The sequence below is a fragment of the Pseudomonas sp. JL23 genome, assembly GCF_056933585.1.
In genome coordinates this window covers 292,325-305,933 of record NZ_CM167795.1, presented here as the reverse complement: position 1 = coordinate 305,933, position 13,609 = coordinate 292,325, and the positions used below count along the sequence as shown (strand labels likewise).

General features: G+C 58.6%; 16 protein-coding genes and 1 tRNA gene. 12 read left to right on the top strand and 5 right to left on the bottom strand.

Annotated features, from left to right (window positions below):
* The first annotated feature begins 9 nt into the window (after positions 1 to 9).
* From mutY to AC1Z24_RS01440, 6 genes are all read left to right on the top strand, one after another.
* On the top strand, positions 10 to 1,077 hold the full coding sequence (mutY, locus tag AC1Z24_RS01465) for an A/G-specific adenine glycosylase (RefSeq protein WP_483744296.1): 1,068 nt from the start codon (positions 10 to 12) through the stop codon (positions 1,075 to 1,077).
* The gene (locus AC1Z24_RS01460) at positions 1,074 to 1,346 is read left to right on the top strand and encodes an oxidative damage protection protein (RefSeq protein WP_483744295.1); all 273 of its coding nucleotides are present in this window, start codon (positions 1,074 to 1,076) and stop codon (positions 1,344 to 1,346) included. The genes mutY and AC1Z24_RS01460 overlap by 4 nt, the downstream gene beginning before the upstream one ends.
* Before the next feature lie 101 nt (positions 1,347 to 1,447).
* A tRNA-Phe gene (locus AC1Z24_RS01455) sits at positions 1,448 to 1,523 on the top strand.
* Positions 1,524 to 1,717: 194 nt separating this feature from the next.
* Positions 1,718 to 1,897 carry a hypothetical protein gene (locus AC1Z24_RS01450; RefSeq protein ID WP_483744294.1) on the top strand — a complete coding sequence of 60 codons (180 nt, stop codon included), beginning with the start codon at positions 1,718 to 1,720 and terminating at the stop codon, positions 1,895 to 1,897.
* Between the two features lie 118 nt (positions 1,898 to 2,015).
* Complete coding sequence (locus AC1Z24_RS01445; protein WP_483744293.1) at positions 2,016 to 2,282, top strand: hypothetical protein; 267 nt, start codon at positions 2,016 to 2,018, stop codon at positions 2,280 to 2,282.
* Positions 2,269 to 2,721, top strand: a complete 453-nt coding sequence (locus AC1Z24_RS01440; protein ID WP_483744292.1) for a hypothetical protein — start codon at positions 2,269 to 2,271, stop codon at positions 2,719 to 2,721. Before AC1Z24_RS01445 ends, AC1Z24_RS01440 begins: the two co-directional genes overlap by 14 nt.
* A 32-nt stretch (positions 2,722 to 2,753) precedes the next feature.
* Here AC1Z24_RS01440 and AC1Z24_RS01435 read toward each other — a convergent pair whose 3' ends face one another.
* Positions 2,754 to 4,121, bottom strand: coding sequence for a GGDEF domain-containing protein (locus tag AC1Z24_RS01435; RefSeq protein WP_483744291.1), 1,368 nt, complete (start codon positions 4,119 to 4,121; stop codon positions 2,754 to 2,756).
* Between the two features lie 172 nt (positions 4,122 to 4,293).
* The gene (locus tag AC1Z24_RS01430) at positions 4,294 to 4,497 is read right to left on the bottom strand and encodes a DUF6124 family protein (RefSeq protein ID WP_259101528.1); all 204 of its coding nucleotides are present in this window, start codon (positions 4,495 to 4,497) and stop codon (positions 4,294 to 4,296) included.
* A 483-nt stretch (positions 4,498 to 4,980) separates the two neighbouring features.
* On the opposite strand from AC1Z24_RS01430, the gene AC1Z24_RS01425 reads away from it, so the two are divergent.
* The 6 genes from AC1Z24_RS01425 (at position 4,981) to AC1Z24_RS01400 (ending at position 10,914) form a co-directional block, all read left to right on the top strand.
* A protein-coding gene (locus tag AC1Z24_RS01425; RefSeq protein WP_483742864.1) for an IS3 family transposase occupies positions 4,981 to 6,533 on the top strand; the annotation gives its coding sequence in 2 pieces (ribosomal slippage) (positions 4,981 to 5,443 and positions 5,443 to 6,533; 1,554 coding nt in all).
* A 156-nt stretch (positions 6,534 to 6,689) separates the two neighbouring features.
* Complete coding sequence (locus AC1Z24_RS01420; protein ID WP_259101526.1) at positions 6,690 to 7,178, top strand: hypothetical protein; 489 nt, start codon at positions 6,690 to 6,692, stop codon at positions 7,176 to 7,178.
* 111 nt (positions 7,179 to 7,289) lie between these two features.
* Positions 7,290 to 7,826, top strand: coding sequence for a cytochrome b (locus tag AC1Z24_RS01415; protein ID WP_483744290.1), 537 nt, complete (start codon positions 7,290 to 7,292; stop codon positions 7,824 to 7,826).
* A gap of 71 nt (positions 7,827 to 7,897) precedes the next feature.
* The gene (locus AC1Z24_RS01410) at positions 7,898 to 8,662 is read left to right on the top strand and encodes a transporter substrate-binding domain-containing protein (protein ID WP_483744289.1); all 765 of its coding nucleotides are present in this window, start codon (positions 7,898 to 7,900) and stop codon (positions 8,660 to 8,662) included.
* Positions 8,663 to 8,785: 123 nt separating this feature from the next.
* Positions 8,786 to 10,003: a methyltransferase gene (locus AC1Z24_RS01405; protein ID WP_483744288.1), complete on the top strand. Its 1,218-nt coding sequence runs from the start codon at positions 8,786 to 8,788 to the stop codon at positions 10,001 to 10,003.
* A 395-nt stretch (positions 10,004 to 10,398) separates the two neighbouring features.
* Positions 10,399 to 10,914 (top strand): Dps family protein, encoded by a 516-nt coding sequence (locus AC1Z24_RS01400; RefSeq protein WP_483744287.1) that lies wholly within the window; start codon positions 10,399 to 10,401, stop codon positions 10,912 to 10,914.
* Between the two features lie 70 nt (positions 10,915 to 10,984).
* Here AC1Z24_RS01400 and AC1Z24_RS01395 read toward each other — a convergent pair whose 3' ends face one another.
* The 3 genes from AC1Z24_RS01395 to AC1Z24_RS01385 are packed head-to-tail and all read right to left on the bottom strand — an operon-like array spanning position 10,985 to position 13,454.
* Positions 10,985 to 11,758, bottom strand: coding sequence for a MetQ/NlpA family ABC transporter substrate-binding protein (locus tag AC1Z24_RS01395; protein ID WP_483744286.1), 774 nt, complete (start codon positions 11,756 to 11,758; stop codon positions 10,985 to 10,987).
* Positions 11,759 to 11,772: 14 nt separating this feature from the next.
* Positions 11,773 to 12,447 (bottom strand): methionine ABC transporter permease, encoded by a 675-nt coding sequence (locus AC1Z24_RS01390; RefSeq protein WP_483744285.1) that lies wholly within the window; start codon positions 12,445 to 12,447, stop codon positions 11,773 to 11,775.
* Complete coding sequence (locus tag AC1Z24_RS01385) at positions 12,447 to 13,454, bottom strand: methionine ABC transporter ATP-binding protein (RefSeq protein ID WP_259101515.1); 1,008 nt, start codon at positions 13,452 to 13,454, stop codon at positions 12,447 to 12,449. Before AC1Z24_RS01385 ends, AC1Z24_RS01390 begins: the two co-directional genes overlap by 1 nt.
* Between the last annotated feature and the right edge of the window lie 155 nt (positions 13,455 to 13,609).

Sequence of the window (13,609 nt, the reverse complement as noted above, 5' to 3'; positions counted from 1 at the left end):
GCGAAATTAATGCAACCCGAGCAGTTCTCCACCGCGGTCCTTGACTGGTACGACCGCCATGGCCGCCACGACCTGCCCTGGCAACAGGGCATCACACCTTACCGGGTGTGGGTCTCGGAAATCATGCTGCAACAGACCCAGGTCAGCACCGTACTGGGTTACTTCGACCGCTTCATGAGCGCCCTGCCCACTGTGCAGGCCCTGGCCGAAGCCGCGGAAGACGAAGTGCTGCACCTGTGGACGGGCCTGGGCTACTACACCCGCGCCCGCAATCTGCAAAAGACCGCACAGATCGTCGTCGCCAAACATGGCGGCCAATTCCCCCGCGACGTTGAACAGCTCACCGAGCTGCCCGGCATCGGCCTGTCTACCGCCGGCGCCATCGCCAGCCTGAGCATGGGCCTGCGTGCGCCGATCCTCGACGGCAACGTCAAACGCGTGCTGGCGCGCTTTACTGCACAAGAGGGTTATCCGGGCGAGCCCAAGGTCGCCAAGCAGCTGTGGGCGGCCGCAGAGCGCTTTACGCCCCATGCGCGGGTCAATAACTACACTCAGGCGATGATGGACCTGGGCGCGACCCTGTGCACCCGCAGCAAGCCCAGCTGCCTGCTGTGCCCGCTGGAGCGCGGCTGCGAAGCGCACATGCTCGGCCTTGAGACTCGCTACCCGATTCCCAAGCCGCGCAAGACTATCCCGCAGAAGCGCACGCTGATGCCGATGCTGGCCAATCGTGACGGCGCCATCCTGCTTTACCGGCGTCCGTCCACGGGGCTATGGGGCGGCCTGTGGAGCCTGCCGGAACTGGATGACTTCAACGACCTGCAACACCTGGCCGTGCAACACTCGCTGGAACTGGGCAAGCATCGGGAACTGCCTGGGCTGGTCCACACCTTCAGCCACTTCCAGTTGAGCATCGAACCCTGGCTGGTCGAGGTCGAGGCGCCAAGCCACCACGTGGCCGAGGCCGACTGGCTCTGGTATAACCTCGCCACCCCGCCACGCCTGGGCCTCGCCGCCCCGGTGAAGAAGCTGCTCAAACGCGCAGCAGACGTATTGAATGCAGGAGAGTCGTCATGACCCGCACCGTGATGTGCCGCAAGTACCACGAAGAACTACCCGGCCTGGACCGCCCTCCATATCCGGGCGCCAAGGGCGAAGACATCTACAACCACGTCTCGCAGAAAGCCTGGGCCGACTGGCAGAAACACCAGACCCTGCTGATCAACGAACGTCGCCTGAACATGATGAACGCCGAAGACCGCAAATTCCTGCAAGCCGAGATGGGCAAGTACCTCTCGGGCGAAGAATACGCACAGGCCGAAGGCTACGTTGCCCCCGAAAAATAAAGCGTTTCCAGCAGAGTGGGTCGTAAGCAACGGTAATAATTCAAATTTTTTTAAAAACTTGCTTGACGACCCCCTGAAAAACACGTCTAATGCGCCCCGTTGCCCAGATAGCTCAGTCGGTAGAGCAGGGGATTGAAAATCCCCGTGTCGGCGGTTCGATTCCGTCTCTGGGCACCACTAATTAGATTCAGGTGGTGTCAAAATCACCTGAAACCCAAAAAACCCGCCTAGTGCGGGTTTTTTGTTGTCTGGAGTTTTTACCCTTCCCGGATTATTCGATTTCGGGCATGGCTGAGTGATACGGTTCTCGCCGAGCCGCTGCCTATGCTGATCAGCGGGCCAAGATCGGCGGATAAACGGAGACATTCGCGATGGGCGTCATTGATGTGCTGATCAGGCTGGCTTTGTGGTTGCTATTGATTGATGAAGCCGACAATCGCGATGGCATGCCTGTCGGGTACCGTCGAAGGTACGCGCTCATTCTTTATCGAGTGATTGTCGTCGGGTTACTCATTTATCTCATCGTACGGATCAGTGGTTATGGATCCTGACCCAAAAAATAAATAGTTACAGACATGCCTCTGATGAGAGACGACAGAATGACTGAGAAACGGGGGAGAGATAATTCAGGACAAAGCCCCCGCCCCGGCTCTCATTCAGAGGAACAACATGAACCAAGACATAGACCCTCTCGACAGGACTATCACCCTAAGAAAGTTCCTGACGCTTATTGAGCCGTACAATAACGCCGTAACAGGGCTGACCTCCTGCATGATCGACGTATCTGCGACGCTTAGAAACTCAGGCATCCCGGAACTGGAGACAGAGGGCGACGCCGCTTTCAAAAGGCTTGATTCAGTTATCGAGGATCTGGAGCTGGGCAGCGCACGAATTGACGAAATCACCAGCAAAGGACCTGTTGATGAGCAGCAATGACAACGTCTATCAGTTGAGAAACGACTACACGCGCAAGGTCCGCGACAAACAGGAAACAGGAAATAACAATGGCGGCAACGGAGGGGGATCCGACATGGACGCACGAGTAACGGCACTTGAAAAAGCCATTCCCGACATTGAGAAAAGATTCGTTGGCGTAGAGATGCGACTCCAGTCCATCGAGGTCAACATGACCCATATGGCGGCGAATATGGCGACAAAAGTGGACCTGGCAAACCTGGCCTCAAAAGACGACCTGAACGAATTTGTTCGTGCCAGCGGCAAGGACATGCAAGATCTGGCTATTTCGTTCCACAAGGACATGCAAGACCTGGCTGTCTCATTCCACAAGGACATCAACGACCAGACCTGGAAATTTATTGCCGTTGCCGGGGTATTGGCGGGCCTGGCGTTCACTGCGGCAAGATTCATACAGTGACGCCCGAACTCCGAGATTTCGGATACTCGAGCCTACAGAGCCTCTTCCAACTGCACCCGATCCCGCCCCAGATGCTTGGCCTTGTACAGCGAGCGGTCCGCGACCAGCAGCAGGGATTCGAGGTCTTCGGGTGGCAGGGCTACGGCGCCGCCGATGCTGACGGTGGATGAGACACTGCGACCTTCACCGATATCGATAGGGGTGGCTGCGTAGGTCTGACGGATCCGCTCGGCGATGCTGCGCGCCTCCTCGAGGGAACAGTTGGGCAAGACCATGGCGAATTCTTCGCCGCCGATGCGGCCGAAGACATCGCCTTCGCGCAGGCAACTGCTGGCGATATCTGCAAAGGCAACGAGCACCTGATCACCGCCGGCATGGCCCCAGGCGTCGTTGATCTTCTTGAAGTGGTCGATATCCAGCATCAGCACGGCGAAGGAGTCCTGCTCTGGCAGGCACTTGAGCCGCTCTACGGCCAGCTCATTGAACGCCCGGCGATTAAGCAGGCCGCTGAGCTGATCGTGGGAGGCCAGGTACTGAACGTTACGCAGCAGCTCGTTGCGCACCGAGGAGATGATCGCCACGATCAACGGGCTCAGCGCCAGCAGCAGCACACCGATGCGCATCGACTGCATGTCCGGTTGCAGGTTGAGGTCGATGCTGGACAGTGCCAGGTAACGCGCGGAGATGGCCAGCAGGGTCCAGCTGCTGAAGATCAGGGTCATCAGCGTCGTGGTGAACAGGCTGTAGCTCAGGGCGCACCAGAGCAGCGCCGCCACCGGGAACATCACCGCACCCGGCCCGCCGATCAGCACCCCCGCAATGCAGCACAGGATAAAGGCCGCCACCGGCGCGCATTGCTGCACGAACTGTTCAGGCCGGGACATGCCACGCAGATAGTTGAGGAGCGTGCGCCACTGCCGCCAGCTCGGCGCACTCAAGGCCACCGGCAAGATAATCACATAACTGACCAGTTCGGCCATGAACCAGAAGGTCCAGGCAGGGAACGGGCCCTCGTGAAAGAAGATCAGGTCGACAACCGCCCCGCCAACCCCGGACGCCGCCGCGCTGGCCACGCTAACCAGCATCAGATACAGCACAGAGCGCGGCACCCGCAGCCGCCGATGCTCGTTGGAGATGCGCATATACAGCAGGTAGCCGGTGGAAACACCCATCAGGTTGGCGCCGGTCAGCATCACGGTCTTGAATAGCGCGCCGCCGGTGATGGTGTCGGCGGCGACGTAGCCGATCACCGCGCCGATCCAGCCCAGGGGCGTTGCCAAGCGTGGATTACGCACCATCAGCCCGACGAGCAGGGCGTTGGCCGGCCACAGGGAGGCGAGATAATCGGTCGGGCGGGTGAAAATGCCTAGCAGCGCTGCAAGAAAGACAACGACGGCCACCCAACATCCCGCTTTTACGTCATCTCGCCAGGTAGCAGCCGGTGTAACGAACATTGTTGCCCTCAACTCAAGCGCTCAAGTGTGCAGTAGCGGCATAGCGCCATAAATGAAGGCTGCAACCTTAGGCTTTTCGCAGGAGAAATGCACCTGTTCGACTCATGTGGCGGATTTATTACAGCGATCTTTCAACCAGACTCTGGGTCGATTCAGCCAGGTGCACCATCGCGAAAGCCTTGTCGCGGTCTTCGCCGGTCAGGCTCTCGCCGAATTCGTTGCCGATGGCCTTCATATAGCGCAGCAGATCGCAGGCGTGGATCAGCGATTGCTCCTTGGTGAGGGATTCGTTGGCGATCAGGAAGGGGGTTGGGTTGGTCATACGATGTCAGTCTCATTCAAGTTTTATGAAGCCGCCAACACCCATCACTACCACGCAATGGGTGGCGGCCGTACGCAGGTTGGTAGATCCGGCGAATGAGCAAACCGGGCCGTCAGGAGACGCCGTGCGTACGACCACCATATACAGTCGTAACGCGCATCCAAAAAACCAGATCTACCAAACCTGATCGCTGATTTTGCAGCGACGGCAGGAGGCTAGAGCGCTGTATTTGGAGGCGCAAGGGGTCGCAATTAAATCGGAAATTTCACTCACGGGAAACGGAGGCGTCCTGCCATTGCGACTCTGTACTCCGACTCGTTGGAGCGAGGCTTGCCCGCGAAAGCGATTTTTCGACGTATATAACTGCGTTGAACCCACCGGCCTCTTCGCGGGCAAGCCTCGCTCCCACAGTCCCCCGGTGTCAGGATAGTTGTCGCCTCTGCGAATTCTTAAACGCATTCCGGGGGCGGCAAGAGTATGGTCATGTCTTTCTACTCACCCGAACGAAAAGCATCACTGCTGAGAATGATGCTCCCGCCCCTGAGTCTCTCTGTAAAAGAGGTCTCACGGCGTGAGGGGTGCAGCGATGTTTCTCTCTATCAATGGCGCAAACAAGCTGCGGCGCAAGGAACTCAATTGTCCGAAACCAAGCAACCGTCGGAGAATTGGTCAGCCGAATCCAAACTGACGGTGATCATCGAAACATCGCCCCTGTCTGAGCTGGAGCTGGGCGAGTACTGCCGTCGCAAGGGAATTTTTCCCGAGCAAATTGCGGCCTGGCGTAACGCGTTTATCACCAACAGCTCTAATCAGCCGACCGCTAAAAGAGCAGAGGTCGGACAAGCGCGCGAGGATAAAAATCGTATCCGTGTTCTGGAGCGTGAGTTGCGACGTAAAGACGCGGCGCTGGCTGAAACAGCAGCCTTGTTGGTACTGCGAAAAAAGCTCAATGCCTACTGGGGGAACGACGACGAGGACAGCTGACCTTGTTGCCAGAACGGTATTTACTCGTGAGTTGGCTCAATGAAGCCATTACCGCGGGCGCCCGAAGGGCGCCTGCTTGTCAGGAAGTCGGCATTTCCCTGAGAACTTTGCAGCGCTGGAGCTTGCCGCTGGAAGTCCTTGCCGATGGGCGCACCACGACGCTCAGGCCAACACCCCGTAATGCACTCAGCGAGCTGGAGCGCCAAGGTATCGTGACGCTGTGCAGCAGCAAGGCTTATGCGCATCTGCCACCGAGCCAGATCGTGCCGCAGCTGGCTGATGAGGGACGCTATCTGGCCTCGGAAGCTACTTTTTACCGGGTGTTGCACACAGCAGGTCAGCAACAGCATCGCTCGCGCGCCAAACGTCCACAGCACCGTGCAACCCCCACGACGTATGCAGCAACATCGGCCAATCAGGTGTGGTCATGGGACATCACCTACTTACCCTCGCCGGTTCGCGGGCAGTTTTACTACCTCTACCTGATTGAGGATATTTACAGCCGCAAAGCCGTGGGCTGGGAGGTCTACGAAGCAGAAAGCGGGGAAAAGGCAGCAGCGTTACTGCAACGAAGCGTGACCCAGGAGCAGTGCTGGCGCCAACCGTTGGTGCTGCACTCGGATAATGGAGCGCCCATGAAGTCGGTGACGCTTCTGTCCAAAATGCACGATTTGGGAATAACACCTTCGCGGGGACGGCCACGCGTCAGCAACGACAACCCCTATTCGGAGTCGCTGTTCAGGACGTTGAAATATTGTCCGCAATGGCCCGTGAATGGGTTTGGAGGCCTGGACGAGGCGCGTACCTGGGTCAGAGACTTCATGACTTGGTACAACACAGTGCATCGCCATAGCCGAATCCGCTTCGTCACACCGACCCAGCGGCATGACGGCAAGGACAAGGAAATACTTGCCCGCCGTCATGATGTTTACCGACTCGCCCGAGAGAAAAAGCCTGAACGATGGTCCGCTGAAACACGCAATTGGAGTCCGATCGGAACGGTCTATCTAAATCCTGAAAGGGAGCTCAGCGTGATCGTGAAAGTGGCATAGCAACACCGCCGACGCGACAACTACCTTGAAAAACGCCGCAGTCCGCGACGTATCACCCGTTTTGTTTTTAATGGGTGCGATTTGTGCAAACCTGCGCTTCAATAGCCATCTCTTGCGAACACGTTCGCGCCTACAACCGCCACAGGACCGACGTGCATGGCCTCGCCAGACAAACAGCAAAAACGCGCCAAACGAGCCAAAGTCAAAGCCAAGCAGAATCGCTCCGGCAACAAACCGGTACAGAACAACCTGCACCCGGTATTCGCCTCCCCCCTGGTCAGCCAGCCCTTCGACGACCTCGAACTGGATCTGAGCACCTTCGACTTCCAGGACATCCTCGAAAACGGCTTCGAACCGGCCCACTTCGACGAGCTGTTTGAAGCCATGAAGGCCGCCGCCACCATCAGCCAACTGGCACTGTGCCTGGTGTTCCTGCAATACCCGGTGCTGGAACTGGTGGTAGCTGAGGAAGAACCGGAAAACGCCACCGACTTCATGATGGGCCTGCTCATCACCTACCGTGGCCTGTTCCACGATGAAGACGAAGAAGCCGCCATCGCCTGGATCTCCAGCGCGGCATTCCAGGCGGATTACGACGAAGCATCGCGTCTGCTGCTCAAGCGCAACGAAAAGACTGTGCGCTGACCTGAATCAAGCAACTGAGAAAGATTGGCATTTACAACACGGCGGACAAAAGCGTAGCGTACACCTCTAAATAGTGTCCTATCGCCAGTTCGAGTGCCCGTCGTGTCCGCCATGAAGTCCCGCCCGCTGTTTCGCCATCAACCTTTCGGCGAAGCCAGACCTTATCCGCGCAACCGTGTGCTGCTGCACTGGATATCCGCCGTGGTGATCATCTGGGCCACCTTCAGCGGTTTCGGCGTAGCCCTGCTGCCTGAGCACGATGCCGTGCGCGCTTGGGTCGAAAACCTCAATCCGCAACTCACCACCGTATTCATTCCATTTTTCCTCTGGCGCCTGTGGCTTTACCTCAAGGCCGGGCCGGAAGAAGCGCAAAGCATTCGCCAGAAAATCGCCCGCCTGGCGCATCTCGCCCTGTACCTGCTGATTTTCGGCGTATTGCTGACCGGCGTATTGATGATGAGCCATCCTGTGACCCTGTTTTCGCTGCTGCCTTTGCCGCAACTGGTCTACTCGGTCGATGCCCTGGCGCAGCTGCATACGGTGCACCACATCCTCTGCGCAGCCCTGGGCGCGCTGGTGGCCGGGCATGTCCTGGCGGTCCTGCAGCATCAATTGGCCGGGCATTCGGTGCTGTACCGGATGAAGTGAAGCACGCCCCTGCTATCCGGCCCACGTCAGCTCGCGTATAAACGCTGCATGTCCCACATGGAGCAACATGCATGCACGCTTGTAGAACAATGCTGCTGGCGACGATCGCCGTCCTGGCACTGACCACCCAGGCATTTGCCGTGGAAAAAATGAAGATGGGCATCCAGGGTGCCAACCCGCCCTTCAACAGCAAGGACACCAGTGGCCAGGTGGCAGGTTTTGACCTGGAGATCGGCAACGCCCTGTGTGCGCGGATGAAGGTCGAGTGCGAGGTGGTAACCTCGGACTTCGACGGACTGATCCCGGCGCTGAACGAACATCAGACTGACTTCATCATCTCCTCGATGTCCATCACCGACGAGCGCAAGCAGCAGGTGGACTTCACAGCGCCCTACTACGTCAACAAGCTGCAATTCGTAGCACTCAAGTCTAAGGATTTTCCTACCGACAAGAGCACGCTGAAACAGACCTTGCTGGACAAGACCATTGGCGCGCCCATCGCAACCCAGGCCAGTGACTGGCTGCAAAGCAATCTCGGTGCAGCCATTACCATCAAGCTCTACGGCACTCCGGAAAAGGCTTACAGCGACCTGGCAAATGGCGGTGTCGATGCCTTGCTGGCCGACAAATACGCCAGCTACGAATGGCTGAAAAGCGAGGCCGGGCAGAACTTCGAATTCAAGGGCGAGCCCGTGGTCGAGCGTGATCAGGTCGGTATCGCCGTGCGCAAGGACGATCCATTGCGTGATCGCCTCAATACCGCACTCAAGTCAATTATCGAAGACGGCAGCTACAAGAAGATCAACGACAAGTATTTCCCGTTCAGTATTCTCTGATTACGGTTGAAACAAGGCTCCCTGTAGGAGCTGCCGAAAGCTGCGATAGGGTCTGGAATCTTTTCGCAGCCTTCGGCAGCTCCTACAGGGATTTATGGCGCCCAAAAAGAGCGGCTGCAGCTCATGCCCCTTGATCCCACCTGGCAGGACGAACCTATCCACAGCCGCTTCCGCGCGCTGGATAGCTTCCTGTTCGCGTATCAGGATTTGTGGCACCCACGCCCCTTCACCCATCTGCAACTGCCCTGGGAGAGCAAGTACCCGGAACTGGCCCAGTGGCTGCGTCAACGCTCGTTAAGCGAAGCAGAAGCGGCGCATAACCACCCGGAACAGCTCGATGCGCCTTTCCCGTTCAAGGCCCTGGCCGCCGAAGCCATGGCTCTGAGCCAGGTTGCGACGCTGCCTGCCACAGCGCTTGAACCGGTTGCTGCGCGCATGAGTGTCGATGTGCCGGGCCGCAAGTGGCAGCAGATCGAAGCCTTCGCCAGTCGTCTGAACTTTGGCAAGGCGCCCGAACATTGGCTTGACTGGTGTGCGGGCAAGGGGCATCTGGGGCGACGTCTGACTCACGGCAGCCAGGCACTGACCTGCCTGGAGTACGACCCGACCCTGATCGAGGCCGGACGCCTGCTCAGTGCACGACTGAATGTCGAGGCCGAGCATGTCTGCCAGGATGTCATGGCCGACGACACCTGGCGGCGGCTGGGCAACCACCACACGGCTGTTGCCCTGCATGCTTGCGGCGATCTGCATGTGCAGTTGATGCACCTGGCCAGCCAGGTCGGTTGCCCACAACTGGCTATCGCACCCTGCTGTTACAACCGCACGAGCGCTACGAGCTATCAGCCGTTATCCCGCGAGGGTCAGGCATCAGCCCTGCATCTGTCCCTGGATGATCTGGGCTTGCCGCTCAGCGAAACCGTCACTGCCGGCGCCCGTGTGCGTCGTCAGCGCGATACCTCCATGGCGCGACGCCTGGGCTTCGATCTGCTGCAACGGGAGGTCAGGGGCGTCGATCAGTACTTATCCACGCCGTCTCTGCCGACCGCCTGGCTCGACAAGCCGTTTGCCGACTATTGCCGCGAGCTGGCCGAACTCAAGGGCCTGCCCGCCCTGGGCAATCCAGACTGGGCGGCCCTCGAAGCCGCCGGCTGGCAACGCCTGGCGCATGTGCGCAACCTTGAGTTACTGCGCAATCTGTTCCGCCGTCCTCTGGAACTCTGGCTGGTGCTGGACCGTGCGCTGTTTCTGCAAGAACGCCACTACGAGGTCCAGATCGGCACCTTCTGCGACAGCCAACTGACGCCGCGCAACTTGTTGTTGCTGGCCGAGCGCCGTTGATCCAGATCAAGCCTTAAGCCTGTGGATAACTCTGTTGATGGAAGTCGGATTACCTGTGTCAAAAACATAGCTTGCTAGCTAAATTGACCAACGGCATTTTTTCGATCTGCGCTGAAAGCCCCGTAAATACAGGGCCTTACAGAATGCTGAGAAGCGCTCCACAAAAAACGCACTGAAGCGCCAGTTATTAATCGCAGTTGTGAATAAAGCTGTCTGGCCCGCTGCTAAAGCAGAAATATGGCGACGCATTTTTATCATGCATGTGCTAAAGACTGGCCATAGCCAATTTGCATTAGTCATGGCGGGTGTAGCATTGGCAATCTTGTCTGGACCGTCGGATAACCGGCCCCGCTTCTGGAGCCCGACCCCCATTTCGCTTAAAGAGGACACGCTCGATGAAAAATCTTGAAGCCGCTCAAGCAATCAGAAAAGCCGACCTGCGTACGCCCAACCAATTGGGCGAAGAGGCCCGCCGCGATCTGTCGGCAGAACTGAACGCCCTGTTGGCCGACACGTTTGCCCTGTACATGAAGACCAAGAACTTCCATTGGCACATGTCGGGCCCGAACTTTCGCGACTATCACCTGCTGCTCGATGAGCAGGCCGACCAGATCTTCGCCATCACCGACGCCGTAGCCGAGCGCGTGCGCAAACTGGGTGGCACTACCCTGCGCTCCACCGGCCATATCAAGAAGCTGCAACGCCTGCTGGACAACGACGCCGACTTCGTCACCCCGGCCGACATGCTGGCCGAGCTGCGCGAAGACAACATTCAACTGACCGCTTACATGCGCGGCACCCATGCCCTGTGCGACGAGCACAACGACGTGGCTACCGCCAGCCTGCTGGAAAACTGGATCGATGAGGCAGAGCGCCGTACCTGGTTCCTGTTTGAAACCGGTCGGACCTAAGCGTTTCTGAATAGCGCAGAATGCGCTTCTGTAGGAGCCGCCTTACTAGCTCCTACAGCTCAGCGGCGCCTTAAAAAGCCGGAACCACCGCGCCTTTGTACTTCTCGAGGATAAAGGCCTTGGTTTGCGGGCTATTCAGCGCCGCTACCAGTTTCTTCACCGCATCGCTGTCCTTGTTGTCCTGACGGGTCACGAGGATGTTGGCGTAAGGCGATTCAGCGCCCTCGATGATCAGCGCATCCTTCATCGGGTCGAGCTTGGCGGTCAGTGCGTAGTTGGTATTGATCAGCGCCAGGTCGACCTGGGTCAGCACACGCGGCAGGGTGGCGGCTTCCAGTTCACGGAATTTCAGGTTCTTCGGGTTCTGCGCAACATCGCTTGGCTTGGCCAGGATGCTGGTCGGATCCTTGAGAGTGATCAGCCCGGCCTTGGCCAGCAGCAGAAAGGCGCGGCCTTCGTTGGTGGCGTCGTTGGGCAGCGCAACCACGGCGCCGTCAGGCAAATCAGCGATGTTCTTGATCTTGTCGGAATAAGCGCCGAAAGGTTCGACATGCACCTTGGCTACCGCAACCAGATCGGTGCCCTTGCCTTTGTTGAACTCATCCAGATACGGCTGGTGCTGGAAGAAGTTGGCGTCCATGCGCTTCTGATCGACCTGCACGTTGGGCTGCACGTAGTCGTTGAAGACCTTGATCTTCAGGTCCACACCTTCCTTGGCGAGCGTCGGTTTGACGAACTCGAGGATCTCGGCGTGAGGCACCGCACTGGCGGCGACGGTCAGAGTTTCGTCGGCGTGGGCGGACAGGGCAACCAGGGCGGCCGCGATGGCCAGCAACTTCTTCATGAAACAAATCCTTTTTAGCGGTACGTAAAATGCGCGACTAGTTTGTCGCCGACGGTTTGCAGAATCTGCACCAGCACCAACAGCAATATGACCGTCACGAACATCACATCGTTCTGGAAGCGCTGGTAACCGTAGCGAATGGCCAGGTCGCCCAGGCCACCGGCCCCCACGGCACCGGCCATGGCGGTAAAAGACACCAAAGCGATAGCGGTCACGGTAATGGCCGCGAGAATGCCGGGGCGGGCCTCGGGCAGCAGCGCCTTGACGATGATCTGGCGGGTGGTGGCGCCCATGGCCTGGGTCGCTTCGATGATGCCGCGATCCACTTCACGCAGCGCGGTTTCCACCAGACGGGCGAAGAACGGCGTTGCCCCGGCGATCAGCGGCGGCAAGGTGCCGAGGATACCCAGGGAGGTGCCGGTGATGATTTCCGTCAGCGGCATCATGACGATCAGCAGGATGATGAACGGCAACGCCCGCAGAATGTTCACCACCAGACCGACCGCCGTGTACAGCGGCTTGTTTTCCAGCAACTGATGCGGCGAGGTGAGGAACATCAGCACGCCCAGGGGCAAGCCCAGCAGCACGGTGAAGCCAAGGGAAATGCCGAGCATGGTCAGGGTATCGCCGGTGGCGACCCAGATTTCATACCAGTCGACATTGGAAAACAGGGCGATCAGAGCTTCCATCAGCGCAACACCTCCATGTGAACGTCAGCCGCGGTGAAGCGGGCAAAAGCCGCCTCCATATCGCCGCCGGTAATGGCCAGGGTCAACTGCCCGTAGGGGGTGTCTTTGATGCGATCGATACGTCCGGCCAGGATGCTGTAGTCCACACCGGTCTCGCGAGCGACAGTACCCAACAACGGCGCGTAGGTCGCTTCGCCCTGGAAAGTCAGACGCACAATGCGACCCTGCACATGGGCAAAGTCATTGCGCTGCTCGTTCTCGTCGACCTGTTCGTCTTCCTGCACAAAGCGCTTGGTGGTCGGATGTTGCGGATGCAGGAACACATCGGCTACCGGGCCCTGCTCGACGATACGCCCGGCATCCATTACTGCGACCTGATCACAAACCCGGCGGATCACGTCCATTTCGTGGGTGATCAGCACAATAGTCAGCTTCAGCTCGCGATTGATCTCGGCCAATAGCTGCAGGACCGACGCAGTGGTCTGCGGGTCGAGGGCGCTGGTGGCTTCGTCGCACAGCAAAATCTTCGGTTTCGTCGCCAGGGCTCGGGCGATGCCGACACGCTGCTTCTGGCCGCCGGACAACTGCGACGGGTATTTCTTCGCGTGCTCAGACAGACCAACCCGCGCCAGCAACTCGGCGACCCGCTGATCGATCTCGGCACGCGGCATGTCGCCACTCAGGGTAAGCGGCATGGCGACGTTATCAGCGACCGTGCGCGAGGCCAGCAGGTTGAAGTGCTGGAAGATCATGCCGACCTGCTGACGGAAACGCCGCAGACCGTTGGCATCAAGGGCCGTGACGTCTTCGCCATCAACGACGATCTGGCCGCCGCTGGGGGTTTCCAGGCGGTTGATCAGACGCAACAAGGTGCTTTTGCCAGCACCGGAGTGGCCGATCAGGCCGAACACCTGGCCGTCTTCGACGCGCAGGCTGGTGGCGTGCAGCGCAGGGATTTCCTTGCCTGCAACCCGATAAGTTTTATGGACGTTATGAAACTCGATCACTGAGCGAACCTTGTGGGGCGCGGTAATAAATTCAGCGCGACGGGCTGGGCACGCACGGGCTGTTTCGCATCGGCTGGATAAACCGGGCGCGCATTTTAGCCTGTCCGCCGGGAGGTTCTTAGCATTTATTTCGCGACAAACCATGGTTTATGGCA

Coding starts and splice junctions, on each gene's coding strand:
- AC1Z24_RS01445 (WP_483744293.1), top strand. CDS start 2,016: ATGAACCAAGACATAGACCCTCTCGACAGGACTATCACCCTAAGAAAG.
- AC1Z24_RS01460 (WP_483744295.1), top strand. CDS start 1,074: ATGACCCGCACCGTGATGTGCCGCAAGTACCACGAAGAACTACCCGGC.
- AC1Z24_RS01410 (WP_483744289.1), top strand. CDS start 7,898: ATGCACGCTTGTAGAACAATGCTGCTGGCGACGATCGCCGTCCTGGCA.
- AC1Z24_RS01395 (WP_483744286.1), bottom strand. CDS start 11,758: ATGAAGAAGTTGCTGGCCATCGCGGCCGCCCTGGTTGCCCTGTCCGCC.
- AC1Z24_RS01405 (WP_483744288.1), top strand. CDS start 8,786: ATGCCCCTTGATCCCACCTGGCAGGACGAACCTATCCACAGCCGCTTC.
- AC1Z24_RS01430 (WP_259101528.1), bottom strand. CDS start 4,497: ATGACCAACCCAACCCCCTTCCTGATCGCCAACGAATCCCTCACCAAG.
- AC1Z24_RS01450 (WP_483744294.1), top strand. CDS start 1,718: ATGGGCGTCATTGATGTGCTGATCAGGCTGGCTTTGTGGTTGCTATTG.
- AC1Z24_RS01400 (WP_483744287.1), top strand. CDS start 10,399: ATGAAAAATCTTGAAGCCGCTCAAGCAATCAGAAAAGCCGACCTGCGT.
- AC1Z24_RS01390 (WP_483744285.1), bottom strand. CDS start 12,447: ATGGAAGCTCTGATCGCCCTGTTTTCCAATGTCGACTGGTATGAAATC.
- AC1Z24_RS01440 (WP_483744292.1), top strand. CDS start 2,269: ATGAGCAGCAATGACAACGTCTATCAGTTGAGAAACGACTACACGCGC.
- AC1Z24_RS01420 (WP_259101526.1), top strand. CDS start 6,690: ATGGCCTCGCCAGACAAACAGCAAAAACGCGCCAAACGAGCCAAAGTC.
- mutY (WP_483744296.1), top strand. CDS start 10: ATGCAACCCGAGCAGTTCTCCACCGCGGTCCTTGACTGGTACGACCGC.
- AC1Z24_RS01415 (WP_483744290.1), top strand. CDS start 7,290: ATGAAGTCCCGCCCGCTGTTTCGCCATCAACCTTTCGGCGAAGCCAGA.